A 23,560-nucleotide genomic window follows, 5' to 3' on the forward strand; every position below is an offset into this window, starting at 1 on the left:
ACGGCTCCCCCAGGCGCGGGTTCCCCTCCCCCACTACGTGGGTGCCTTGCTGGAGAAGGAAAGCGGCGTCGACCTCAACCATGTGCCTTACCGCGGCACGGTGCCCGGCATCCAGGACCTGCTGGGCGGCCAGATTTCCGCCTTCAGCGGGCCCATCGGGGACTACCTGCCGCACGTGCGCTCGGGCAGGTTGCGGGTGCTGGCCACGTCGGGCCCCAAGCGCTCGCGCTTCCTTCCCGACGTGCCCACCTTCACCGAACAGGGCTACAAGGCCATCGAGCAGGTCGAGTGGTACGGTTTCCTCCTGCCCGGCAAGGCATCGGCCGAGGTGGTGCAGCGGGCCTCGACGGCCATCCGGGCCGCGCTGGCCGGCCCCGAAACCTCCGAGGCGCTGGGGCACTACGGTTTGGAAGTGGACCTGGCCCCGCCGGCGGACCTGGCCCGTTCCATCGAAAGAGAACACCTTGCCTGGGGGCCCATCGTCAAGCGCGTGGGCTTCACGCCGGAGCAGTGAACCGATCGGCCGCCTTCGGCACGGCCGAGCCTTCCGGCTGATCGACGGCAATCGTCGGGCGGGACACCCGGCGCCGCCCTTGACGGCGGTCGTGTGGCAGCGCCGCCCGAGGCCATCGCACCCAGCGGCTCACGCTGCCCGTTGCGGATGCGGCTACTTCCGGCTCACGCCCAGCAGGGCCTGGCAGCCGCCACCGATGAAGGTCAGCAGTTCAACCTTGGCAGCCGGGTCGGACGCCCGGTTCTCGGCGTTCGAGAGCCGCTCGACGCGCTGGTCGGTGAGGAAGTGCAGCAACGCGCCCAGCGTGAACTGGTAGCACCATGCCACCCGGCCACGGCTGGCGTTCGGGACCGTGGTCATCAACCCGTCGATGAAGGCGTTGGCCAAGGGATCGAAGAACTCCCGGTGCACGCGGTCCGCTTCCGGCGTGGGCGCCACGAGATCCCGGGCCGCCATCAGCGCGTAGTACTGCCCTTTGGGGTGCTGGTGCAGGTCCAAGATGGGACCCACGAAGGCCTCCAAGATGCGATTCAACCGGGTACTCGGATCCGGCTCCTCGCAGGACAGGCGCAAGGCGTCCAGCCGGGCCGCCATCGTCGGCGCCCAGGACTCGAAGATGGCGTGGTAGAGCTCGTGCTTGGCGCCGTAGTAGTAGCCGACGAGGCCGATCGGGACGTCCGCCTCGCCGGCGATGTCCCGGATCGACACGGCGTGAAACCCGCGAAGCGCGAAGAGCTTCTCCGCCGCCATGAGGATGCTCGTGCGCCGGTCCGGCTGGGCCTCGCGCGGCGCCGCGGTGCGTCCGACGCTGGCGCGTCGGGGCGCGGCCGCCCGGCGCTTTGATCCGTCGGCGGCCGGGAGGGAGGGCGTTCTTTTCGCAGGCATGACGGGGGCGGCAGACGAGGCGCCCCATTCTTGCGCACGGGGACCCTGTGCCGGTCCCCGATCAAGGACCGGCCTGCGATCGAACCGCCCTGCACGGGTCATTCGTCGAAGATGGCGACCGCACGCGTCCAGCCGGCCGAAGCCCCCTTGATCTTCACCGGGAAGCAGGCGATGCGGAAGCCCGTCGGAGGCAGCGCGGCCAGGTTGCCGAGTTTCTCCAGATGGCAGTAGCCGATGTGGCGGCCGGCCTTGTGGCCCTCCCATATCAGGCTCGCGTCGCCGCTGGCCGCGAACTTCTCGACCGTGTACCGGAAGGGGGCGTCCCAGCTCCAGGCGTCGGTGCCGGTCAGGCGCACACCCCGCTCGAGCAGGTACATGGTGGCCTCATACCCCATGCCGCAGCCGGAATCGACGTAGTCGTCGTGGCCATAGCGCGCGCCGGCCGCGGTGTTGACCACGACGATGTCCAGCGGCTCGAGAACGTGGCCGATGCTCGCCAGCGCCGCATCGACTTCGGCCGCACTCACCACATGCCCGTCGGGCAGGTGCCGAAAGTCCAGCTTGACCCCGCGCTGGAAGCACCATTCCAGCGGGACCTCGTCGATGGTGAGCGCCCGTTCACCGCGGCTCATCGTCGGATGGAAGTGCCATGGCGCGTCGAGGTGCGTGCCGTTGTGCGTGTTGAGCTGCACCCGCTCGAACGCCCACGCCGCGCCGTCGGGCAGGTCATCGGCGGTGGCGCCGGGGAAGTACTTCAACATCGAGTCCACCGCGCCGCGGTGCTCGATGTACTGGATCTTCGGCGCCAGGTGAGGCGGGTCGGAGAGGACGTCGTTTTCGAGCGGGATGGAGATGTCGATGATGCGGCTCATGTCGTCGCCTTGCGTGCGGGCAGGACCCGGCCGCGGCATTGTCCCAAGCCGATGCGCCGCCGACCAGGGGCCTCGCACCACGCCTCGATCAGCACGTCGTCATCGTCCTCCAGGAATCGGCGTGACTCGCCACCGGGCAACGCCAGTGGCCAGGCGCCGTTCCACGTGCGCTCGAGCAGGCTGCCTTCGCTGCCCGGCGTGGCACCGGAGATGGTGCCGCTGCCCAGCAGGTCGCCCGGCCGCAGGTGGCAACCACCCACGGTGTGATGGGCCACCATCTGCGCCACGGTCCACCACAGGTCGCGGGCGGCATTGGCGTGCGCCACCACGGTCGGCGCCAGGCCGAGCTCGCGCATCTCTCGAGTCTGCAGGCGGGTCTCGATCTCGATGTCGAACGCACCCTCCGCGTCGTTGAGCGAGCCGGACAGATACCCCTGCGGCGCGGGATCGGTGTCGTCGCGCGCCGGCGGGGGAACGCGGAACGGCGCCAGCGCGTCGAGCGTCACCACCCAGGGCGACACAACGGTCGCGAAATTCTTGCTGAGGAACGGCCCCAGCGGCTGTGATTCCCAGGCCTGCACGTCGCGCGCCGACCAGTCGTTGAGCAGGCAGACGCCCGCGATGTGCTCCTCCGCCGTGTCCAGCGGGATCGCGTCGCCATGTGCATTGCCTTTGCCGATCCAGAAGCCCAGCTCGATCTCGAAGTCGAGCTTGCGTGAAGGCGCGGTCAGCGGGTCCTTGTCGGCCTCCGGCCTGATCTGCGACACCGGACGGCGCACGTCGAAGGGCGCGGCGAACACCGTGGACGCCCGGCCGTGGTAGGCGATGGGGAGGTGCTTGTAGTTGGGCAGAAAGGCCTGGCCGGCACGGAACAGCTCGAACGTGTTGCGTGCATGGTTGAGCGAGGCGAAGAAGTCGGTGTAGTCGCCGACGTCGCAGGGCAGCGCCGGCCGCGCCGAGGGCAGCGGGCGCAGGCAGTCCGCCGCGCGATGGGCGTGCCCATGGCCTTCGCGCAGCAGGTCGAACAGCGCATGCCGCAACGCCGACATCGCGGGCCGACCCAGCCCGAAGAGCGGGTTCAGCTTCGGCGCCCGCAGCGCTTGCGCCACCGTCGACGGCAACGTCGCGAGGAGGCCGGCCTCGGCGGCGGCCCGCAGGTCCAGCCAGCGGTCCCCGATGGCGACGGCCAATCGGTCATCGACACAGCCCAGCGGCAGGTTCTGCAGCGGGAAGGGGGGTCTCTTTGTCGTTGGCGCCGGGCACCCAGCTGCGCGCCTGCGGGTCGTGGGTGTGGTCGAGCATTCGGTCCTCGTCAGTTCAGCCGCACGCCACTGGCCTTGGCCAGCGGAGCCCACTTCTGCGTCTGCTCGCGCAGGTAGGTCTCGAAGGCCTCGGGGCTGCTCGTTTCCGCCTGCATGCCCACTTTCGCGATGTTCTCCCGCACCTCAGGCGCCTGCATGGCCTCGACCGCCAGCGCATTGAGGCGCGCCACCAGGTCCCGGGGCGTGCCGGCCGGCGCGAACAGGCCGTAGACGTTGACCGCCACGATGTTGGGCAGCCCAGCTTCCGTCGTGGTGGGCACCTGCGGCAGCACGGGCAGGCGCTTCGACGTGGCCGTCGCCAGGACCACCACGCGCCCGGCCTGTGCCTGGCCAAGCACGGCACCGATGTCGGCCACCATGGCCTCCACCTCACCACCCACCACCGCCTGGGCCGCCGGCGCACCCCCTTGTACGGCACTTCGTTGAGCGCGATGCCGGCGTCGCGCTGCAGCAGCGTCGCGGCGAAGTGGGTGACGGTCGCCGGGGCCGGGATGGCGATGCTGACCTTGCCCGGCTGTGCCTTTGCCCGGCTCACCAGGTCGGGCAGCGTCTTCAGCCCGCTGCCCGGGTGCGCGACGAAGACGTTCGCCGCGTCGGCCAGCCGTGTGACCGCCACCAGGTCCTGCGCAGGGTCAAAGGGCAGCGTGGCCAACGACGGCAGGATGGTGCGGCTGCCCACCCCGGCGACGAGCAGCGTGTGGCCGTCCGGCGCCGCCTTGGCCACGCTGTCCCAGGCGATGATGGAGCCGCCACCAGGCCGGTTGTCGACGATGAACTGCTGACCGGTGGTCCGCGACAGATGCGCACCGATCGCCCGTGCCAGCACATCGACGGGCCCGCCGGCGGCGAACGGGACAATGAGACGTACCGGACGGCTCGGATAGGCGGCCTGCGCCTGGGTGGCGACGGCGGCTAACAGCAGCGCGGACAGCAGCCGGCGTGCGGCGCGGTGGAACAGCATGGTGTCTCCAGTGGTTCTGTTGTTCGATGGCGAGGGAACCGGTGGTGTCGGTGTCGGTGCCCCGCCGCGGTCATGCTAAGCGGGGTCCCGTCGATGCCGCCATGTCCCGGCGGTCAAGCCTGTGTTGCTCCGCGCGCTCAGCGCGGCGGCAGTCGGCCGATCCAGCCGACGATGGCATCGGCCACCGCTTTCGGCTGCTCCGGCACCAGGGCATGGCTGGCATGCTCGATCACCTGCACCGTGACGCGGTCGGGCAGCAGGTCCTTCAGCTCGTTTCGGGTGGCAAGCGGCCGCCATGGGTCCTGTGCGCCCTGCAGGTCGAGGATGGGTGAATGGGTGCGGCCGAACCAGACGTCCTTCGGTGGCTGCTGCCCGGCCTGGCGGTAGGCGGTGCGCCACTGGGGGTACCAGCCCTCCAACCATGGCCGCGGGTCGTGACCGGGCGCGAACATCGACGCCTGCAGCGCCTGCAGGCGCCGTGCCTCCGGTTGTGCGGGATCGGAGGCGATGGCGAGTTGCTCGACCAGCCCCGGCGGGAACTCCTTCGCCGCGGCGCCCAGCACCACCACGCCGCGCACCAGCGATGGATGGCGCAGGTCCGTCACCCGCGCCACCCAGTGGCCGTAGGCATGGCCGACCACGACCGCCGGCCCGTCGGCCAGGCGACGGATCGTCAACGCCACGTCGTTCGCCAGGGTGTCCAGCGTCATGCCGGGCGGCGGCGGGCTGCTGTCGCCCATGCCGGGGGCTGCGGTCGCAGCACCCGGAAGCCGGCACCTGCCAAGCGCCGGGCGAGCGGATCGAAGTCCAACGAGTCGCGCAGTGACGAGGGCAGCAGCACGACGGCGGGTCCGCGGCCGTCGATGCGCACGTCGACGCGACGTCCGCCCTCGACCAGCAGTTCGCGGGCAGACGGCGGCGGCGTGGCGCAGCCGGCCAGCATCGCCGCGCCGGCGGCGACCGCCGCCAGTGCCGCGACGGTGCGGCGGCGCGGGCCGCTCGGGGGTTTGACGAGCCTGGGCATGTTCAGAACAGGTGGCTGATGCCGACCTCGACGCCGCGAATGTCGCGGCCCGCCGCCGGTGTCACACCACCGAGACCGAACACCTGGGTGCCCCGGTTGTCGATGCGCGAGAAGGTGCCGTAGAGCAACGAGCGCTTGGACAGCGCATGCGTGTAGCCCACGCTGAGCTGGGTGGCGTCGTTGGCGTCGGTGCCACCGCCGGACTGGTCGGCGCGGATGATGCTCGCCTTGACGGTGCCGGCACCCACGGGCACCGCGGCCCCCACGTCCAGCGTGCGCTGGCGGCGCTGCTTGTAGCGGCCGTCCTGCAGCAGCGCGGTCAGCCGCACCACGCCGAAGTCGTAGGCGCCGCCCACCGACCGCAGTCGGATGCGGTCGGTGCCGGCGGTGTCGTCGGTGTCGCCGAAGCCGACGTTGACGTTGACCGGTCCCGAGGCATAACCGACCAGCGCGCCGCGGTGCTTGTTCACGTTGCGGCCTTCGCCGGCGCTGACCATGAGGTCGCCGTAGAAGCCGCCGAGCCGCTGGGCCGGCAGGATGTACTTGACCATGTTGTCGGCCCGCACGCCGGCGCCGGAGCCCGATCCCAACAGCGACGGGGTGCCGAAGAACAGGCTTCCGTTGGAGGCCACGCCGTTGGGCCCGAACGGCGAGAACGGCACGTACTGGCGGACGAACAGCGGCACGTAGTCGCGGCCCACCCGCAGCTCGCCCCAGTCACGCGAGGCCAGCGCCAGCGTGGCGCGGCGGCTCCAGAACGACGTGGCGTTGGCCGCGCCGGTGTCCAGCGCGATGTCCGATTCCAGCCAGAACTGCGCCGAAAGCCCGCCGCCGAGGTCCTCGACACCTCGCACGCCGAGCCGGCTGCCGGCGACACCGCCGGAGGCCAGCGAGTTGACGGCCGAGTCGCCCTGCACGCGGGTCTGCCGCACGGAAGCGTCCGCCACGCCGAACACGGTGACGCTGCTGGCCTGCGCCTGAGCGCCGATGGCGAACAGCGCGAGGGACGCAGACAGGGCGCTGCGAGCGATGGGGTTCGCAAGGGTTTTCAAGAGTTTGCCTCCTCGTTGGTGTGCGTCGTGCCGTGCAGTCGAGCGTCGGCCGACGGGGCGGCACGCTAACGGCCCACGGTCGCTCTGCACATGCCGCTCACGACAAGGCTGGTTTGCAGCCGCTTGCCGCAAGCGGCGGCCTAGACTGGTCGTCCAACGAGAGCGCCCCCCGGCCACAGGAGACAGGACGAATGCACGACTACACCCAGCTGCGGCTGGCCATCGAGGACCATGTCGCGGTGCTGACGCTGGACAGCCCGCCGGTCAACGCGCTGACACGCACCCTCAACGACGAGCTGACGCTGGCGCTGGACCGGCTGAGCGAGACGGACGCGGTCCGTGCCATCGTGCTCACCGGCCACGGCCGGGTCTTCTGTGCGGGCGCCGATCTCAAGGGCCGTGCCGAGGTCCTGCGCGGACCGGGCGACCTGCCCGCCCATTCGCGGCGCACCCGCGAGTGCTTTCACGCCATCCGCGAGGCCGCACAACCGGTCATCGCGGCGATCAACGGCCCCGCGCTTGGGTCGGGGCTGGCCATGGTGGCGTCGGCCGACATCCTGGTCGCCGCCGAGACGGCCTCGCTCGGCCTGCCCGAGGTGGACGTCGGCCTGCTGGGGGGCGGCCGCCATGCCATGCGCCTGTTCGGGCATTCACGCCTGCGGCGCCTCGCGCTCACCGGCATGCGCCTGAGCGGCGAAGAGCTCTACCGGCTGGGCGTGGTCGAGGCCTGCGTGCCGTCCGAGGCGCTGCTGCCCACCGCACTCGAGATCGCGCGCACGGTGGCCGCCAAGAGCCCGCTGTCCACCCGGCTGGGCAAGCACACGCTCAATGTCATCGAGGAACTGAGCCTGCGCGACGGCTACCGCTACGAGCAGGACATGACCGCGATGCTGGCCAAGACCGACGACGCGCGCGAGGCGCAGGCGGCCTTCCGGGAGAAGCGTCCCGCGGTGTTCTCGGGCCGATGATGGGCGACCTCTTCCACGCCCCTGCTGCCGCCGGGGGCGAAGCCGGCGCCGGCCTGCTGTCGCATGTGCGCGTGCTCGACCTGAGCCGGATCCTGGCCGCCCCATGGGCCGGACAGGTGCTGGCCGACCTGGGCGCCGACGTGATCAAGGTGGAGCGTCCGGGCAGCGGCGACGACACCCGCAGTTGGGGCCCGCCGTTCCTGAAGGATGCGGACGGCCGCGACACCCGCGAGGCCGGCTACTACCTGGCCGTCAACAGCGGAAAGCGCTCCATCACCGTGGCGCTGGACAAGCCCGAGGGGCAGCGCATCGTGCGCGAGCTGGCGGCACGCAGCGACGTGGTGCTGGAGAACTACAAGGCCGGCACGCTGGCACGCTACGGCCTGGACGCGGCGTCGCTGCATGCGGTGAACCCGCGCCTGGTGTACTGCTCGGTCACCGGCTTCGGCCAAACCGGCCCGCGGCGCGACCAGCCGGCCTACGACTTCCTCATCCAGGCCATGGGCGGGCTGATGAGCGTGACCGGCGAGCGCGATGGCCGCCCAGGTGCCGGGGCCCAGAAGGTGGGCGTCCCCATCGTCGACCTGATGACCGGGATGTACGCCGCGGTGGCGGTGCTGGCCGCGCTGGCGCGTCGAGAACGCAGCGGCCAGGGCGAGACGATCGACATCGGCATGCTGGACGTGCAGGTAGCCGCGCTGGCCAACCAGGCCATGAACTACCTGGTCAGCGGGAACGTGCCGCGTCGCAACGGCAATGCGCATCCCAACATCCAGCCGCAGGACGTCTATGCCTGCGCCGACGGCGAGTTCATCCTGGTGGTGGGCAACGACGGCCAGTTCAGTCGCCTGTGCGACGTGCTGCAGCGGCCGGACTGGGCGCTGGACGAGCGGTTCGCCACCAACGCGCAGCGCGTGCGCAACCTCGCGACGCTGTCGCCACTGCTGCGCGAGGCGTTCGTGCGCTGGCCGCGGGAGGCGCTGATCAACGCGCTCGACGCCGTCGGCGTGCCGTGCGGCCCGATCAACAACGTGGCGCAGGTCTTTGCCGACCCGCAGGTGGTCGCCCGCGGCATGCTGCAGAAGGTGGCACATCCCAGCGGCGCATCGTTGCCGCTGGTGTCCAGCCCGATGCGTTTCGGCGGCCGACCGCCCGCACCGCGCCGCGTGCCCCCGGGGCTGGGCCAGCACAGCGAGCAGATCCTCGCGGAGCTGGGCTATGCGAACGAGCGCATCGCCGACCTGCGGGCCAGGGAGGTGATCTGAGCATGCGGCTGCATTGGTCGCCCAAGTCGCCCTACGTGCGCAAGGTGATGGTGTGCGCCCACGAGCTGGGCCTGGAAGGGCGGCTGCAGCGGGTCCGCACGGTGGCCGTCATGCTGCGGCCCAACCCCGATCTGATGCGGGACAACCCGTTGTCCAAGATCCCGACCCTGGTGCTGGACGACGGCGGCACGCTGTTCGACTCGGCGGTGATCTGCGAGTACCTGGACGAGATGGCCGGCGGCTCGCTGTTCCCCCGCGGGGGCGCGGCGCGCTGGCAGGCGCTGCGGTGGCAGGCGCTGGGCGACGGCCTGCTCGACCTGCTCATCCTGTGGCGCAACGAGCGCGAGCGCGCGCAGCCGCTGGCCGAGCTCATCGAGTCGCTCACCGTGAAGGCGCGCGCGGCGCTGCAGCAGCTGGACCGCGAGGCCGCGGCCATGGACGCCGCACCCTTCGGCATCGGCCACGTGGCCATCGGCTGTGCGCTGGGCTATCTGGACTTCCGCTTCGGTGCCATGGACTGGCGCGGCGACGCACCGCGCCTGGCCGGCTGGTTCGCGACGCTGTCCGAACGGCCATCGTTTCGCGCCACCGAGGCGACGGACGGCTGATCCCTCAGCCGTACAACGCCTGGGCGTTGGCGCCGAGGATGCGCTGCCATGACGCCTCGTCGCCCACCCAGCGCCGCATCTGGGCCTGCAGGGCGACGGCGTCCGGCACGGGCGACACCCGCAGATGCGGCCAGTCGCTGCCCCACAGCAGGCGGGTGGGGTCGTCCTGCAGAAGGGCCTGAACGAACGGCGCGCCCACCTCGGACAGCGCATCGCCCAGGGGCAGCAGGTTGCGGTACGCCGTCAGCTTCACGTGCACATGGCCGCCCGCCAGCAGCCGCCGCAGCGCGACGAAGCCGGGCTGGTCCAGGCCGGCGCGGGCGTCGAAGCCGCCGAGGTGGTCGATCACCACCGGCACCGGCATCGTTCTCAGCAACGGCGCCAGCGCGACGAGCGCGCCATGGTCGGTCCACAGCTCGGCATGCAGGCCGGCATCGGCCAATCGCGGTGCCAGCGCCATCAGGTCGTCGACACCGGCGCTCCCGGTGAAGTTCGCGTCCTGTCCGCTGCGCTGGCTGAAGCGCAGCGCACGCACCCCGCGGCGGCGCAGCGCCGCCAGGTCCAGCGCCGTGCCGGCGCGCGCCACGAGCACGCCCCGCAGCAGCGGCCGGCGCGACAGCGCATGCATCAGCAGCGATGCGTCGCCACCGTAGGCGCTGGGTTGCACCAGGACGCCGCCCGTCAGCGCCTGACGCGCCAGCACGGCCTCGTACTGCGCCAGCGTCGCCTCCGGCGGCGTGTAGCTGCGCTCCGCGGCCAACGGGAAGCGGTCGTAAGGACCGAAGAGGTGGGCGTGGCAGTCCCAACGGATCATGTGGACGTCTCGCCCTTCAGCAGCGCAGGACTCATCGAGGAAGCGCTCAGGGCCTGGCCTCCGGCACGTCCCCGTCGGCGCACACCGGGTGGCCGCGCACGTGTTGCGGCAGCGGAAAGGCCGGGGCGGCGCCATCGGGCAAGGGGATCTCGTGCGCGTTCAGCGTCATCGCGACGAGCGTGTAGTAACCCACCAGCGCGGTGAGCTCGACCACCCCCTTGTCGCCCAGCACCGCACGGGCCCGGGCATGGGTGGTGTCGGACACGGTGCGGTGATGGTTGAGCTCCACGGCGTAGCGGTGCACCGCCTGCGCCGGCTCGTCCAACCCGGGCGGTTCGCGCTCGTCCAGCAGCGCCTCGATCACCGCCGCCGGCAGGCCCGCACGCTCGGCCTCTTCCCGGTGCACGTGCCACTCGAAGGGTGAACGGCAGGCCACCGCCGTGACCAGGATCGCCAGCTCCGACAGCTGCGGCGGCAACGACGTGCCGTAGCGCAGCAGTTCGCCCAGCGCCTGCCAGCGGCTCGCCAGCTCGGGGTTGTGCAGCGCCGCGCGCAACGGGCCGACCACGCGACCCCGGCGGCCGGCCACCACCTGGTCGTGCACGGCACGCTGTTCGGGCGTGAAGGTGTCAACCGTGGGCAGGGGCAATCGCGGCATGGGGCGTGTCGAAGCAAGACGATGAGCTTAGGGGACCTTCCGCCCGCCATCCACCACCCCCAACGCAAACCAGCCGTGCCGCCCCGATCATCACCCGCCGCCGGGCGGCGAGGACGGACGTCACTTGGCGCCGGTCACCGCCTCGGCGTCGTGCCGCCACATGCCGTAGTCGGCCATCTCGCGCACGCTGCGCACGATCTCCGCGGCGACCGCGGACACCGCCCGTGCCGGCCCCTTGGCTCGCGAGAACGCCATGGACACGGTGCGTTGCAACGGCGGATCGACGATGCGCGCCGCCTGAAGCCGGCCATCGACGACCTCCTGCCACACGGCGTGGAGCGGTAGCACCGTGTACAGGCTCTCGCGGGCCACCAGCAGCTTCTGGAGCGGCAGCGAGTCCGCCTCGATCACCGGCACCAGCGACAGGTGGCGCTGCCGCGCCAGCGTGTCGAGCGCATTGCGCAGGCCGTTGGGGGCCCCGGGCAGGATGAAGGGAAGCTCGTGGAGCGCGTCGAAGGCCACCTCGCCCGTGGCGGTGAGCGGCCCTCCCGGCCGGCCGACGAGGTAGCTGTCCACGATGGCCAGCGCCTCCTCACCATCCGGGAGGTGGCTGCCGTACCGGTAGAGGATGGCGATGTCGATCCGCGCGTCGGCCAGCCATTCCTCGACCTGCCCGCTGGAACCCTCGAAGACCCGCAGCATGACGCCCGGGTACCGCTGACGCAGGACCCCGAAGAGACGGTCGACCAGGGTGTTGCCGATCGACGGCAGCACGCCCAGCGCCACCACGCCGGCCGGTTCGCGGGCCGCGCCGACGATGTCGTCTTCCAGCTGGGCGGCGTCGGCGAGCAACGCCTTGACACGAGGGAAGATGCGCTGACCCAGGTCCGAAAGCTCGACGCCGCGGCCGGTGCGGGTGAAGAGGCGGGCACCGCAATCGCGCTCCAGCGCGTTCAGTTGCCGACTCAACAGCGACGGGTTGGAGTCCAGGAACAACGCCGCGCGCGTGAGGCTGCCCATCTCGCCGATGGCGACGAACATCCGCCATCGCAGCAGGTCGCCGGCGAGGTTGAGCCGGAAGGGCGTGGCTTTGCTCGTCACCGGCGGCATTGTGCAACGCTGCGGTGCGCCCGACAGGGGAACCTGCGGTGCCGCCACCCTGGATGGACCCTTCAGGGTCACCCCGGATGGCGGAGCAGCGCAAACGGCGCGCCGGCCGCGACCAGCCCATCGTCGCATGGGCGCATGGCGGGCTTGCGCTGGATCAGGGCGCGGCCGGGCCGTCCCGACAGACTCGCGTTGGGACGACGCCTGACCCTGGGGCCCGACCGATGACCGAGCCAGCACCCCGTCGCGGCCTCAGCGAGGCCGAAGCCGCCGCGCGGCTGCGTCGCGACGGGCCGAACGAAGCGCCGACCACGCAAGGCAGCAGCGTGCTGCACGCGCTGGCGGCGCTGCTGCGCGAGCCGCTCTTCCTGCTGCTGTTCACCGCCGCCGCGCTGTATGCGTGGCTCGGCGAGCGCGGCGACGCCATCGCCCTGGTCGCGTCGGCCGTCGCCGCCGCGGCGATCACGGTGGCGCAGCAGTACCGCACCGAGCGCGTGCTGCTCGCCCTGCGCAGCCTGTCCAGCCCGCGCGCGCTGGTGCTGCGCGACGGCACGCTGCGGCGCGTGCCCTCGCGCGAGCTGGTGGTGGGCGACGTCGTCGTCGTCGCCGAAGGCGATCGCCTCGCCGCCGACGCCCGCCTGGTCCGCGCGCACAACCTGCGGGTCGACGAATCGCTGCTCACGGGCGAAGCGGTGCCGGTGGACAAGTTCGCGCCGGACGGCACCACGCCGGCGGCGCCGCGCTCCGTGCTGTACGCGAACACGCTGGTCCTCGCCGGCCGCGGCGAAGCGGTGGTCACCGCGGTCGCGACGCGGACCGAGGTCGGCCGCATCGGCGAGGCGCTGCACGGCCTCGACGACGCCGTCACGCCGCTGCAGCGCGACACGCGCCAGCTGGCGCGCCTGTTCGGCGCCCTGGGCCTCGGGCTGTCGCTGCTGCTGGCGCTCGGCCACGGGGTGATCGATGGCCGTTGGAGCGAGGGGGTGCTGCGCGCGCTGACGCTGGCCATGGCCGTGCTGCCCGAGGAGTTTCCGCTCGTCATCACGGTCTTTCTGGCGCTTGGCGCGCGGCGGCTCACCGCGGCGCAGGTGCTGACCCGGCGCACCGGTGCCATCGAGGCGCTCGGCGCGGCCACGCTGCTGGCGGTGGACAAGACCGGCACCCTCACCCGCAACCGCATGCGCCTGGCCCGCATCGCGACGGCCGATGCGTCGATCACGGCGGTCGACGGCGCCGTCGCGCCCGGCGAGGCCGCGCGCGACCTCGCCCGGACCGCGGCGCTCGCCAGCGAGCCGGAGCCGGCCGATCCGATGGACCAGGCCTGTCGTGCCTGGGCCGGGACATCAGTCCAACTGCCACCCGCGGCGCGGCTGCGGCGGCGCTACGCGATGGCGAGCGAGCGCCTCGTCGTCGGCCACGCCTGGTCGCTCGACGACGGGTGGACCCTCGCCGCCAAGGGCGCCCCGGAGCACGTGCTCGCGGTCTGCACGCTCGAGCCGGGCGCGCGCGAGCGCGTGGTCGAGGCGGCACGGCGACTCGCCGCCGACGGCCTGCGCGTGCTCGGCGTGGCGGCGGCCCACCACGACGGCGAGCAGGCGCCGGCCGAGCTCGTCGACGTCGCCTGGCGCTTCGTCGGGCTGCTCGCCTTCGAGGACCCGCTGCGACCCGAGGTGCCGACCGCGGTACGGGACTGCCGTCGCGCCGGCATCCGCCTGCTGATGATCACCGGCGACCATCCGGCCACCGCGGCGGCGATCGCGCGCGCGGCCGGCATCGCCGACGAGCCGCGCGTCGTGGAGGGCGCCGAGCTCGCCGCCTGCAGCGATTCGGCGCTGGACGAGCGACTGCCGTCGCTGCATGCCGTGGCGCGCGCCACGCCGCTGCTGAAGCTGCGCCTCGTGCAGGCCCTGCAGCGCAACGGCCACGTTGTCGCGATGACCGGCGACGGCGTCAACGACGCGCCGGCGCTGCGTGCCGCCCACATCGGCGTGGCGATGGGCCAGCGCGGATCGGACGTGGCGCGCGAGGCGGCGTCGCTGGTGCTGCTGAACGACGACTTCGGCTCGCTGGTGGCCGCCATCCGCCAGGGCCGGCGCATCTTCGCCAACCTCCGGCAGGCACTGCTCTACGTGCTGGCGGTGCACGTGCCGCTCGTCGGCGCGTCGCTGCTGCCCCTGCTCGTCGGCGCGCCGCCGCTGCTGCTGCCGCTGCACGTGATGTTCCTCGAGTTCGTCATCGACCCGGCGTGCTCGCTCGCGTTCGAAGCCGAACCCGACGGCGGCGATCCGATGGCGCAGCCGCCCCGGCCGGTGCACGAGCACGTGCTGGGACGGCGGCAGTTCGCGCAGGCCGCGCTGCAGGGCCTGCTGGCGCTGGGCGGAAGCGTCGGCGCGTTCGCGGCCTGCGTCGCCGCCGGCGCCGGGGAGGCGGCGACGCGGGCGGTCGTCGTCACCTCGATCGTGCTGCTCAACGTCGCATTGATCCTCCACAACCGCGCCGCGGCGGTGGCGGCGCCGAACGGGGTGCTGTGGAGCGTCGTCGGCGCCACGCTGGCCGCCTGGGGCACGGTGCTCGCCGTGCCGGCGCTGCGCGACGTGTTCCGCATCGCGCTGCCGTCGGCGCCCGTCGCGGCGGCGATGCTGGGGTGCATCGCGGTGGCGGTCGCGCTGCTGAGGACGACGGCGGGACGCCGGCTTGATCCAGCGCAAACGCCCGTGCGCACCGCATCCTAGGATGGTCGCAACCCCGCTCGCGGAGGACGACCATGAAGATCCTCGTCGCCGTCGATGGCAGCGACTACACGAAGCGACTGCTGGCATGGCTGGCAACCCACGACGAGTTGCTGGCGAAGGAGGTGTCGTACACCTTCATCGCCGTCGTGCCGCCGCTGCCCCCGATCGCGACGCACCACATCGAGCCGTCCAGCATCGACGGCCACTACACCGACACCGCGAAGGCGGTGCTCGATCCCGTCGCCGAGTTCGCGCGCCGCCACGGCTGGCGATTCGACACCCGCGCGCCCGTCGGACGTGCCGGCAACGAGATCGCCAAGGCCGCGACCGGCGACCGCTACGACCTGGTCGCGATGGGGTCCCACGGCCACTCGGCGGTCGGCAGCCTGGTGATGGGCTCGGTGACGCAACAGGTGTTGGCCTCGTGCCGGGTGCCCGTGCTGATCGTCCGATAGGCTCCGCGGCCGCGCCCAGCCCACGCCGCGGCCGGCTGGCGCAGCAGGCCATCGCCGCCGCCGTGGACCCCGGAGACCCTCGAGATGGCCGACACCACCGCCGCGCTGAGGATCATCCGCGACGAGCACGCCGCGCTCGCCTCGGTGCTGCACGCCCTGCTGCTGCTGGTGCGCGACGCCCGCCACCGCAACCGCGCCCCCGACTTCAGGTGCCTGCGCGCGATGCTGTTCTACGTCGACGAGTTTCCGGAACGCCTGCACCACGTGAAGGAAACGACGATGCTCTTCCCCCGGCTTCGCGAGTTGACCTCCGAAGCCGACGCGGTGCTGAAGCAGCTCGACGGTGACCACGCCAGCGGCGCGAGGCGCGTGCGCGAGCTGGAGCACCTGCTGACGGCGTGGGAACTGCTCGGCGAAGCGCGCCGGCCCGCGTTCGAACGGGCGCTCGACGAGTACGTCGAGTTCTACCTCAACCACATGCGCGTCGAGGAGACCGCGGTGCTGCCCCTGGCCGAACGGTGCTTCGGCGCGGCCGACTGGCTGATCCTCGAACGCGCGTTCGGCACGCACCGAGACGCACTTGCCGGCGCCGAGCCGGAAGCCCAGTATGCAGCGCTGTTCCGGACCCTCGCCAGCGTCACGCCTTGCGCGCCACGGTGACGCCCGGGACCGCGACGCCGGCCGCCGCGACCACGCCCAGGCCCATCGCACGGCCGGGCGATGCGGCCCGACCTCAGCCGCACCGCTCGGCGAGCCCGGGCCAGACGCCTCGGAACAGCGCCCACGCCGACCCCGCGGCGAGCGCCGCCCCGGACACGCGCACGCCCATGCGGCCGCCGTTCAAGCCCCAGCGTCGCCACAACGACGCGCCAAACTGCAGGCCGCCGCCCGACGTGGCGGCGAATGCCGCCATCACGGCCGCGCCGTGCAGCGGCCCGTCGGCCAGCGCCGCCAGCATCAGCGCCGAGTAGAGCAGGCCGCAGGGCAGCAGCGCCCACAGCGCACCGGCCAGCGCCGGCCAGCGTGCCGGGTCGAGGCCCAGCGTGCGCACGCGCAGCGCGCGCCACGCCGCCTGGGCGCCTCGATCCAGCCACGCCGGCTGCGCGCCGAGCCGGATCAGGCTCGCGCCGAGCACGATGGCCGCCACATGGAACATGGCCCACAGCGGCTTGAGCGGTGCGGCGTGGTTCGCCATCCATTGCAGGCCGCCGGCCAGGCCGGCCGCCATCGCGCCGAGCAGCGCATAACCGACCAGCCTGCCGGCCTGGAAGGCCGCCGCACGGGCGCGTGTGCCGCCGAGGCCGGCGCAGGCCGCGCCGCACATGGCCACGCAGTGCGGGCTGCCGACGGCGCCGGCCAGCGCGGCCGCGGCGATCAGTCCGGTCGACATCAGGCGATGCGCGAGTGGGCGCCCCGGCCACCCGCCGCCTGCAGGTGGCGGTCGAACACCGCGGCCACCGCGCGCACCGCGTACCAGCCGGCCGGCGTGACGCTGAAGCCGCCCGCTTCGAATTCGACCCAGCCGCGCCCGGCCAGGGCGCGAAGCCGCACCAGCTCGTCGGCGAACGTGCTGCGGAAGTCGATGGCGTGCGCGGCTTCGACCGCCGCGTACACCAGCCGTCCGCGGCACATGATCGACATGATCACGTCGCGCCGCAGCCGGTCGTCGGCCTGGAGCGCGAGGCCCCGCTCGGTGGCGAAGCGGCCGGCGCGCACCGCGTCGAGGTAATCGGGCAGCGCCTTCGCGTTCTGCGCATAGCAGTCGCCGATCTGGCCGATCGCCGAGACGCCCAGGCCGATCAGGTCGCCGCCGGTGTGGCTGGCATAGCCCTGGAAGTTCCGCTGCAGCCGGCCTTCCCGCCGGGCCACCGCCAGCGCGTCGTGGCCGAGCGCGAAGTGGTCCATGCCGATGGTGTCGTAGCCGACCGCGACGAAGGTGTCGATCGCCGTGCGGAGCATCGCCACCTTGTCGTCCGGTGGCGGCAACTCGGCGGCGTCGATGCGGCGCTGCGGCTTGAAGCGCTCCGGCAGGTGGGCATAGGCGTACAGCGCGATGCGGTCCGGCCGCAGCCGCCGCACGCGATCCAGCGTGCGGGCGAAGGACGACGGCGTCTGCCGCGGCAGCCCGTAGATGAGGTCGACGTTGATCGCCTCGAAGCCGATGCGGCGCGCCGCGTGCACCAGCGACGCCACCGACTCGAAAGGCTGCACGCGGTGCACCGCCTGCTGCACCGCGGGGTCGAAGTCCTGCACGCCGAAGCTCAGGCGGTCGAACCCCAGGCCGGCCAGCGCGCTCAGGCGAGCCGCGTCCACCGTGCGGGGGTCGATCTCGATGGCGCGTTCGGCACCCGGCGCGATCGCGAACGCCCGCTCGAGCGCCTCCGTCAGGCGTGCGAGCTGGGTGTCGTCGAGGAAGGTCGGCGTGCCGCCGCCGAAGTGCACCTGCGAGACCGCGGCCCGCGTGCCGAGCAGGCGCGCGTGGAGTTCGATCTCCGCTTCGAGCGCGGCCAGGTACTCGACCGCCCGCCCACGGTCGCGCGTGACGACCTTGTTGCACGCGCAGTAGTAGCAGACCGACTCGCAGAACGGCAGGTGAACGTACAGCGACAGCGGGCGCGGCGCAGCGCGGGCGTGCTGGCCGAGCGCGCGCGCATAGTCGTCGGGCCCGAAGTCCTCACGGAAACGGTCGGCCGTCGGGTACGACGTGTAGCGCGGCGCGGTGGTCCCGGACAGCAGCGCCGTCGCGGCGCGCGCCGCCGGCGCGGACGTGGTGGAGTCGATCATGGCGACGACTCTGCGGCCGGCGGCGCGGCCACCTTGACCCAACGCAACCGGCGCTGCGAGCGCCCTACTTCGGACAGGCCGGCGGCCGCCGGGCGCGCGGCATCGGACAACGGTCCTGCTCGAAAGGCGACGCCGCGAGCAGCGTGGTCAGCGCACTGGCGGCGAACGTCGTCGCCCACAGGGCGACGAACACCCCCGTGTAGACGGCGGTGCGCGACCACCCGAGGGGCTCGCCGTCGGGCCCGTGCAGCCGGCCGGGATCGACGAAGGCGAAGATCAGCATCTCGGCGACGGCGGCCGCCAGGAACGCCGGCCAGGCGATCCACATCAGCCGCCGTGTCATCGCCGCGGCGCCGTCGCGCCCGGGGTGGCCGCATGGTTGCGGCCCTGGACCGCGGGGGTGCGCCCCGCCGCGACGGCGATCACCGGGTCGGGCCGCGCCAGCGCGACGACCGCCGTGCCGACGCTGGCGACCACCGCCGCGGCCGGCAGCGCGAACACCAGCCACACCATCGGCTCGCGCCACGCGCTCGGGGCGGGGGCGGGGGCGGGGGGTGGGGGTGGGAGTGGGGGTCGAACGGGCTTCGCTCACGGTCGCTCTCCTTCGGGGTTCAACGCGGCACGATGAAGGTCGACTTCTCGAGCACGACGCTGGCGCCTTGTGCACCCTCGGCCAGCCGCTCGACGCGGAAGCGGATCGGGTTCGAGCCCCGGCTCGCCGCGGCGGCGGCGTCGGCCGGCAGTTGGACGCGCACGGGCACCCAGCGCGCCTGCGCCGGTCCGACCTCGGCCGTCGGCGCGTCGACGGCGGCCAGGCCGGGCAGGCCCTCGACGGCGACGGCATACCGCTGCACACGCTCGGTCGCGTTCATGATCTGCAGCCGGTACACGTTCTCGATGCGGCCGTCGTCGACGCTGCGCGCGAGCACGCCGCGGTCGCGCAGCACGTCGACCCTGAACGGGGCCCGCAGCGCCAGGCTGGTGACGACGGCCAGCGCGCCGGCGCCCACGACGGCGGCATACACCAGCACCCGTGGACGCAGCACCCGCCCCAGCATCCGCGAGCGGCTCCAGCGGCCCGCGATGCCGTTCTCGGTCGCGTAGCGGATCAGCCCGCGCGCGTAGCCGAGCTTGTCCATCACGCCGTCGCAGGCGTCGATGCAGGCGGCGCAGCCGATGCACTCGTACTGCAGTCCGTCGCGGATGTCGATGCCGGTCGGGCAGACCTGCACGCACAGCGTGCAATCCACGCAGTGGCCGAGGCCCCGCGCCCTCGGGTCGGCCTTGTGCGGGCGCGGGCCGCGCGGCTCGCCGCGCTCGGCGTCGTAGCCGATGACCATCGTGTCGCGGTCGAACATCGCGCTCTGGAAGCGGGCGTAAGGGCACATGTACTTGCACACCTGCTCGCGCATGAAGCCGCCGTTGCCCCAGGTCGCGACGCCGTAGAACAGCGACCAGAAGGTCTCCCACGGCCCGAGGTCCAACGACGCGACGGCGCCCAGCAGCCCGCGGATCGGCGTGAAGTAGCCGACGAAGGTGACGCCGGTCACCAGGCCGATCACGACCCAGCACGCATGCTTGGCCCCCTTGCGCCAGACGCGGTTCCAGCCCCACGGCGACGCGTCCAGCCGCATGCGCGCGACGCGGTCGCCCTCGATGCGGCGCTCGACCCATTGGAAGAGCTCGGTGTAGACCGTCTGCGGACAGGCGTAGCCGCACCACAGCCTGCCGGCGACCGCGGTGAACAGGAACAGGCCCAGCGCCGACAGCACGAGCAGCGCCGTCAGGTAGACGAAGTCCTGCGGGTACAGCACGAGGCCGAAGAGGTAGAAGCGGCGCGCCTCCAGGTCGAAGAGCACGGCCTGGCGCCCGTTCCAACCGAGCCACGGCAGTCCGTAGAAGACGAGCTGCGTCAGCCACACGAAGGCCCAGCGCCAGCGGGCGAAGCGGCCGTGCACCGCACGGGCGTAGATGGTGGGCGCCTTCTGGTAGAGCGAGACGACGCGCGCTGTTTCGCCGCCGCCGCCGGCCGCACCGGAGGGCACGATCGGGATCATGGTGCCGGCCGCGTCGGCGTCGCGCGCCGGTTCACCGGGCCGAGAGCCGTTGTGTCTGCAGCTGCGGCTGCGGCAGCGGCAGCGGCTGCGACAGTCCCCAGACGTACGCAGCGAGCACGCGGACCTGCTCGGGCGTGAGCTTGTCGGCGTGGGCGGGCATGCGGTTGTCCACGCCGCGCTCGATGGCGGCGACCACCGCCTGCTCGCCCCAGCCGTGCAGCCACACCTTGTCGGTCAGGTTGGGCGCGCCGAGCGCCGTGTTGCCCTTGCCGTCCACGCCGTGGCAGGCGGCGCACACGCCGAACCTCGGCCGGCCCAGCTGCGCCGCGAGGTTGTTGTGCGCACTGCCGGACAACTTCAACACGTAGTGCGCGAGCTGGCGGACCTCCTCGCCGGAGCCGACGGCCGCGGCCATCGGCGGCATCACGCCGTGGCGCCCGACCGTGATCGTCTCGACGATCCGCTCGGGCGTGCCGCCCCACAGCCAGTCCTTGTCGGTCAGGTCCGGAAAGCCCTTGCTGCCGCGGGCGTCCGAGCCGTGGCACTGCGCACAGTGGTTGACGTACAGGCGTTCGCCGATGCGCAGCGCCTGCGGGTCGGCGGCCAGTCGATCGACCTCCATCGCGGCGAAGCGGGCGTAGATCGGTGCCTCCAGCTCGCGCGCGCGCCGCAGCTCGGCGTCGTACTGCGCCTGCTGCGTCCAGCCCAGCGAGCCGGCGAAGGTGCCGAGCCCGGGGTAGAGCGCCAGGTAGCACAGCGCGAACACGATGGTGATGACGAACAAGCCCATCCACCAGCGCGGCAGCGGGTTGTTCAGCTCGCGCAGGTCGTCGTCCCAGACGTGGCCGGTGGTGTTGTCGCCGGACATGACCTTGCGCCGAGCCGCCAGGCTCAGCAGGACGAGGCAGGCCACGATGCCGGCCAGCGTGGTCGTGGCGATGTAGACCGACCAGCCGTCGTGCAGGAAGTCGCTCATGAAAAGCTCCGGCTCGAAGGGCGGGTGTCCTCGAAGGGCAGTTGCGCCGCCTCGTCGAAGCGGGCACGGTTGCGCCGACACCAGGCCCAGACGCAGAGGCCGAGGAAGACCGCGAACGACGCCAGCGTGGCGGCGACGCGCAGGTCGTTGACGTCCAGGTTCACGGCGCGTTCCTCATTTGACGCTGGTACCGAGCACCTGCAGGTAGGCGATCAGGGCGTCCAGCTCCGTCTTGCCCTCGACGGCATCGGCGGCGCCGGCGATCTCCGCCTCGTCGTACGGCACGCCGGCGGTTCGCAGCGCCTTCATGTGCCGCGTCATCGAGGGGCCGTCGACGGCCCTGCGTTCCAGCCAGGGGTAGGCCGGCATGTTCGACTCGGGCACCACGTCGCGCGGCTGCAGCAGGTGCACGCGGTGCCACTCGTCGGTGTAGCGTCCGCCGACGCGGTGGAGGTCCGGCCCGGTGCGCTTGCTCCCCCACTGGAACGGGCGGTCGTAGACGAACTCGCCGGCCTGCGAGTACGCGCCGTAGCGCAGCGTCTCCGCGCGGAAGGGCCGGACCATCTGCGAGTGGCAGCCGTAGCACCCCTCGCGCACGTAGACGTCGCGGCCGGCCAGCTGCAACGGCGAGTAGGGCTTCAGGCCCGGCGCCGGTTGGGTGGTCGAACGCTGGAAGAACAGCGGCACGATCTCCACCAGCCCGCCGATCGCCACCACCAGCACGATCAGCACGATCATCAGCGTGTTGCTGGTCTCGATGCGTTCGTGCGACAGCGCATCGACCTTGGTGTGCTCGGTCATCGGATCCTCCCGTCGAGTCAAGCCGCGGCCGCGGCGCCCGGCAGCGCCCCGGCAGACCGGCGTCCGCCCTCGCTGGCGGTCATCCAGGTGTTCCAGGCCATGACCAGCATGCCGGCCAGGTACAGCGCGCCGCCGACGAAGCGGATCACGTAGTACGGGTAGGTCGCCTTGACGCCCTCGACGAAGCCGTAGGCCAGCGTGCCGTCGGCGTTGACCTCGCGCCACATCAGGCCCTGCATCACGCCGGCGATCCACATCGCGGCGATGTAGAGCACGATGCCGACGGTCGAGATCCAGAAGTGCAGGTTGATCGCCGACACGCTGTGCATCTGCCGCTGCCCGAACATGCGCGGGATCAGGTGGTACAGGCAGCCCATCGAGACCAGTCCCACCCAGCCGAGGGCGCCGCTGTGCACGTGGCCGACCGTCCAGTCGGTGTAGTGCGACAGCGCGTTGACCGTCTTGATCGACATCATCGGACCCTCGAAGGTCGACATGCCGTAGAACGACAGCGAGACGACGAGGAACTTGAGGATCGGGTCGTCGCGCAGCTTGTGCCAGGCACCGCTCAGGGTCATGATCCCGTTGATCATCCCGCCCCAGCTCGGCGCGAGCAGGATCAGCGAGAACAGCATGCCGATCGACTGCGCCCAGTCGGGCAGCGCGGTGTAGTGCAGGTGGTGCGGGCCCGCCCACATGTACGTGAAGATCAGGGCCCAGAAGTGCACGATCGACAGCCGGTAGCTGTACACCGGTCGCTCGGCCTGCTTCGGGATGAAGTAGTACATCATCCCGAGGAAGCCGGCGGTGAGGAAGAAGCCCACCGCGTTGTGGCCGTACCACCACTGCACCATCGCGTCCTGCACGCCGGCGTAGGCGCTGTAGCTCTTCATCCAGCCGGCCGGAATGGCCGCACTGTTGACGATGTGCAGCAACGCCACCGTGAGGATGAAGGCGCCGAAGAACCAGTTGGCGACGTAGATGTGGCGCACGCGCCGATTGGCGACCGTGCCGAAGAAGACGACCGCGTAGGCGATCCAGACCACCGCGATCAGGATGTCGATCGGCCATTCGAGCTCGGCGTACTCCTTGCCCTGCGTGTAGCCGAGCGGCAGCGAGATCGCCGCGGCGACGATCACCGCCGTCCAGCCCCAGAACGTGAAGCGCGCCAGCCGCGGCAGGAACAGCGGCGCCTGGCAGGTTCGCTGCACGACGTAGTAGCTGGTCGCGAACAGCGCCGAGCCGCCGAAGGCGAAGATCACCGCGTTGGTGTGCAGCGGGCGCAGGCGCCCGTAGCTGAGCCACGGGACGCCGAAGTTCAGTTCGGGCCACGCGAGCTGCGCGGCGATCAGCAGCCCCACCGCCATGCCCACGACGCCCCACGCCACCGACGCCACGGTGAAGAGGCGGACGGCGGCGTCGTCGTAGCCGGGCGGCGGTGCGGCGGCGGTGGTGGTCATGGCGTCCCTCTTGTGTTGCCGGGCCATTCTGGAAGGGCCGCCGCCGGCGCGCCTTGACGTGCGTTAAGCCCGGCGCTGCACGGCGCCTGACCGCCGTCCAGGAGGATGCGTTCGCCTTCCTGTTCGACGTCGTCGAACTGCCCGCCGTTCAAGGCCCAGGCGAACAGCGCCAGCACCAGCAGCGCGAGCACCACCGACATCGGAACGAGCAGGAACAGGATGTCCATCGCGGCAGTGTGGGCGGC

At 72.0% G+C, this 23,560-nt stretch carries 26 protein-coding genes and 1 pseudogene; 7 read left to right on the forward strand and 20 right to left on the reverse strand.

Going from position 1 to position 23,560, the window contains the following annotated elements; genetic code table 11:
• The first annotated feature begins 46 nt into the window (after positions 1–46).
• Positions 47–514, forward strand: a complete 468-nt coding sequence (locus LRS07_RS22470) for a tripartite tricarboxylate transporter substrate-binding protein (RefSeq protein ID WP_312028314.1) — start codon at positions 47–49, stop codon at positions 512–514.
• 153 nt (positions 515–667) lie between these two features.
• Here the strand turns inward: LRS07_RS22470 and LRS07_RS17470 are convergent, their stop codons facing one another.
• The 7 genes and pseudogenes from LRS07_RS17470 to LRS07_RS17505 all read right to left on the reverse strand — a co-directional run bounded on the left by LRS07_RS17470 (position 668) and on the right by LRS07_RS17505 (position 6,630).
• Positions 668–1,264 (reverse strand): TetR/AcrR family transcriptional regulator, encoded by a 597-nt coding sequence (locus LRS07_RS17470; protein ID WP_260499218.1) that lies wholly within the window; start codon positions 1,262–1,264, stop codon positions 668–670.
• Positions 1,265–1,497: 233 nt separating this feature from the next.
• Positions 1,498–2,271: a cyclase family protein gene (locus LRS07_RS17475; protein WP_260499219.1), complete on the reverse strand. Its 774-nt coding sequence runs from the start codon at positions 2,269–2,271 to the stop codon at positions 1,498–1,500.
• Positions 2,268–3,626: a fumarylacetoacetase gene (gene fahA, locus LRS07_RS17480; RefSeq protein ID WP_312028315.1), complete on the reverse strand. Its 1,359-nt coding sequence runs from the start codon at positions 3,624–3,626 to the stop codon at positions 2,268–2,270. The genes LRS07_RS17475 and fahA overlap by 4 nt, the downstream gene beginning before the upstream one ends.
• A pseudogene (locus tag LRS07_RS22325) lies at positions 3,584–4,554 on the reverse strand (Bug family tripartite tricarboxylate transporter substrate binding protein). The gene fahA and the pseudogene LRS07_RS22325 overlap by 43 nt, the downstream one beginning before the upstream one ends.
• Positions 4,555–4,691: 137 nt before the next feature.
• Complete coding sequence (locus LRS07_RS17495) at positions 4,692–5,294, reverse strand: alpha/beta fold hydrolase (protein WP_260499222.1); 603 nt, start codon at positions 5,292–5,294, stop codon at positions 4,692–4,694.
• A complete protein-coding gene (locus LRS07_RS17500; protein WP_260499223.1) occupies positions 5,261–5,578 on the reverse strand; it encodes an alpha/beta fold hydrolase family protein in 318 nt (105 codons plus the stop codon). Before LRS07_RS17500 ends, LRS07_RS17495 begins: the two co-directional genes overlap by 34 nt.
• A gap of 2 nt (positions 5,579–5,580) precedes the next feature.
• Positions 5,581–6,630 (reverse strand): porin, encoded by a 1,050-nt coding sequence (locus tag LRS07_RS17505; RefSeq protein ID WP_260499224.1) that lies wholly within the window; start codon positions 6,628–6,630, stop codon positions 5,581–5,583.
• 191 nt (positions 6,631–6,821) lie between these two features.
• Here LRS07_RS17505 and LRS07_RS17510 point away from each other — a divergent pair, with 191 nt between their 5' ends.
• Genes LRS07_RS17510 through LRS07_RS17520 form a run of 3 tightly spaced genes read left to right on the forward strand, consistent with a single transcriptional unit; the run spans position 6,822 to position 9,471 of the window.
• Positions 6,822–7,598 (forward strand): enoyl-CoA hydratase/isomerase family protein, encoded by a 777-nt coding sequence (locus LRS07_RS17510; RefSeq protein ID WP_260499225.1) that lies wholly within the window; start codon positions 6,822–6,824, stop codon positions 7,596–7,598.
• Positions 7,598–8,863, forward strand: a complete 1,266-nt coding sequence (locus LRS07_RS17515; RefSeq protein WP_260499226.1) for a CaiB/BaiF CoA transferase family protein — start codon at positions 7,598–7,600, stop codon at positions 8,861–8,863. Before LRS07_RS17510 ends, LRS07_RS17515 begins: the two co-directional genes overlap by 1 nt.
• Positions 8,864–8,865: 2 nt before the next feature.
• On the forward strand, positions 8,866–9,471 hold the full coding sequence (locus LRS07_RS17520; protein WP_260499227.1) for a glutathione S-transferase family protein: 606 nt from the start codon (positions 8,866–8,868) through the stop codon (positions 9,469–9,471).
• A 4-nt stretch (positions 9,472–9,475) separates the two neighbouring features.
• Here the strand turns inward: LRS07_RS17520 and LRS07_RS17525 are convergent, their stop codons facing one another.
• From LRS07_RS17525 to LRS07_RS17535, 3 genes are all read right to left on the reverse strand, one after another.
• Positions 9,476–10,285 (reverse strand): amidohydrolase family protein, encoded by an 810-nt coding sequence (locus tag LRS07_RS17525; RefSeq protein ID WP_260499228.1) that lies wholly within the window; start codon positions 10,283–10,285, stop codon positions 9,476–9,478.
• A gap of 46 nt (positions 10,286–10,331) precedes the next feature.
• On the reverse strand, positions 10,332–10,943 hold the full coding sequence (locus LRS07_RS17530) for a carboxymuconolactone decarboxylase family protein (protein ID WP_260499229.1): 612 nt from the start codon (positions 10,941–10,943) through the stop codon (positions 10,332–10,334).
• 120 nt (positions 10,944–11,063) lie between these two features.
• A complete protein-coding gene (locus LRS07_RS17535) occupies positions 11,064–12,125 on the reverse strand; it encodes a LysR substrate-binding domain-containing protein (protein ID WP_260499230.1) in 1,062 nt (353 codons plus the stop codon).
• Between the two features lie 149 nt (positions 12,126–12,274).
• Between LRS07_RS17535 and LRS07_RS17540 the strand changes: the two genes are divergently transcribed.
• From LRS07_RS17540 to LRS07_RS17550, 3 genes are all read left to right on the forward strand, one after another.
• Positions 12,275–14,782, forward strand: a complete 2,508-nt coding sequence (locus LRS07_RS17540; protein ID WP_260499231.1) for a cation-translocating P-type ATPase — start codon at positions 12,275–12,277, stop codon at positions 14,780–14,782.
• A gap of 32 nt (positions 14,783–14,814) precedes the next feature.
• The gene (locus LRS07_RS17545) at positions 14,815–15,237 is read left to right on the forward strand and encodes a universal stress protein (RefSeq protein WP_260499232.1); all 423 of its coding nucleotides are present in this window, start codon (positions 14,815–14,817) and stop codon (positions 15,235–15,237) included.
• Positions 15,238–15,321: 84 nt separating this feature from the next.
• Positions 15,322–15,897, forward strand: coding sequence for a hemerythrin domain-containing protein (locus tag LRS07_RS17550; RefSeq protein ID WP_260499233.1), 576 nt, complete (start codon positions 15,322–15,324; stop codon positions 15,895–15,897).
• Between the two features lie 73 nt (positions 15,898–15,970).
• Here the strand turns inward: LRS07_RS17550 and LRS07_RS17555 are convergent, their stop codons facing one another.
• The 10 genes from LRS07_RS17555 to ccoS all read right to left on the reverse strand — a co-directional run bounded on the left by LRS07_RS17555 (position 15,971) and on the right by ccoS (position 23,542).
• On the reverse strand, positions 15,971–16,627 hold the full coding sequence (locus LRS07_RS17555; protein WP_260499234.1) for a sulfite exporter TauE/SafE family protein: 657 nt from the start codon (positions 16,625–16,627) through the stop codon (positions 15,971–15,973).
• Positions 16,627–18,021, reverse strand: coding sequence for an oxygen-independent coproporphyrinogen III oxidase (hemN, locus tag LRS07_RS17560; RefSeq protein ID WP_260499235.1), 1,395 nt, complete (start codon positions 18,019–18,021; stop codon positions 16,627–16,629). Before hemN ends, LRS07_RS17555 begins: the two co-directional genes overlap by 1 nt.
• Before the next feature lie 64 nt (positions 18,022–18,085).
• Positions 18,086–18,364 (reverse strand): hypothetical protein, encoded by a 279-nt coding sequence (locus tag LRS07_RS17565; RefSeq protein WP_260499236.1) that lies wholly within the window; start codon positions 18,362–18,364, stop codon positions 18,086–18,088.
• Entirely contained in the window at positions 18,361–18,534 is a 174-nt protein-coding gene (locus LRS07_RS17570; RefSeq protein WP_260499237.1) for a hypothetical protein, read from the reverse strand. Before LRS07_RS17570 ends, LRS07_RS17565 begins: the two co-directional genes overlap by 4 nt.
• Positions 18,535–18,632: 98 nt before the next feature.
• On the reverse strand, positions 18,633–20,078 hold the full coding sequence (gene ccoG, locus LRS07_RS17575; RefSeq protein WP_260499238.1) for a cytochrome c oxidase accessory protein CcoG: 1,446 nt from the start codon (positions 20,076–20,078) through the stop codon (positions 18,633–18,635).
• Positions 20,079–20,109: 31 nt separating this feature from the next.
• Entirely contained in the window at positions 20,110–21,054 is a 945-nt protein-coding gene (gene ccoP, locus LRS07_RS17580) for a cytochrome-c oxidase, cbb3-type subunit III (protein ID WP_260499239.1), read from the reverse strand.
• A complete protein-coding gene (locus LRS07_RS17585) occupies positions 21,051–21,212 on the reverse strand; it encodes a cbb3-type cytochrome oxidase subunit 3 (RefSeq protein ID WP_260502153.1) in 162 nt (53 codons plus the stop codon). Before LRS07_RS17585 ends, ccoP begins: the two co-directional genes overlap by 4 nt.
• Before the next feature lie 16 nt (positions 21,213–21,228).
• A complete protein-coding gene (gene ccoO, locus LRS07_RS17590) occupies positions 21,229–21,855 on the reverse strand; it encodes a cytochrome-c oxidase, cbb3-type subunit II (protein ID WP_260499240.1) in 627 nt (208 codons plus the stop codon).
• 17 nt (positions 21,856–21,872) lie between these two features.
• The gene (ccoN, locus tag LRS07_RS17595) at positions 21,873–23,315 is read right to left on the reverse strand and encodes a cytochrome-c oxidase, cbb3-type subunit I (RefSeq protein ID WP_260499241.1); all 1,443 of its coding nucleotides are present in this window, start codon (positions 23,313–23,315) and stop codon (positions 21,873–21,875) included.
• A complete protein-coding gene (ccoS, locus tag LRS07_RS17600) occupies positions 23,312–23,542 on the reverse strand; it encodes a cbb3-type cytochrome oxidase assembly protein CcoS (RefSeq protein ID WP_260499242.1) in 231 nt (76 codons plus the stop codon). Before ccoS ends, ccoN begins: the two co-directional genes overlap by 4 nt.
• Positions 23,543–23,560 lie beyond the last annotated feature (18 nt).

Origin of the sequence: Aquabacterium sp. J223, assembly GCF_024666615.1 — a bacterium.
GTDB lineage: Bacteria > Pseudomonadota > Gammaproteobacteria > Burkholderiales > Burkholderiaceae_C > J223.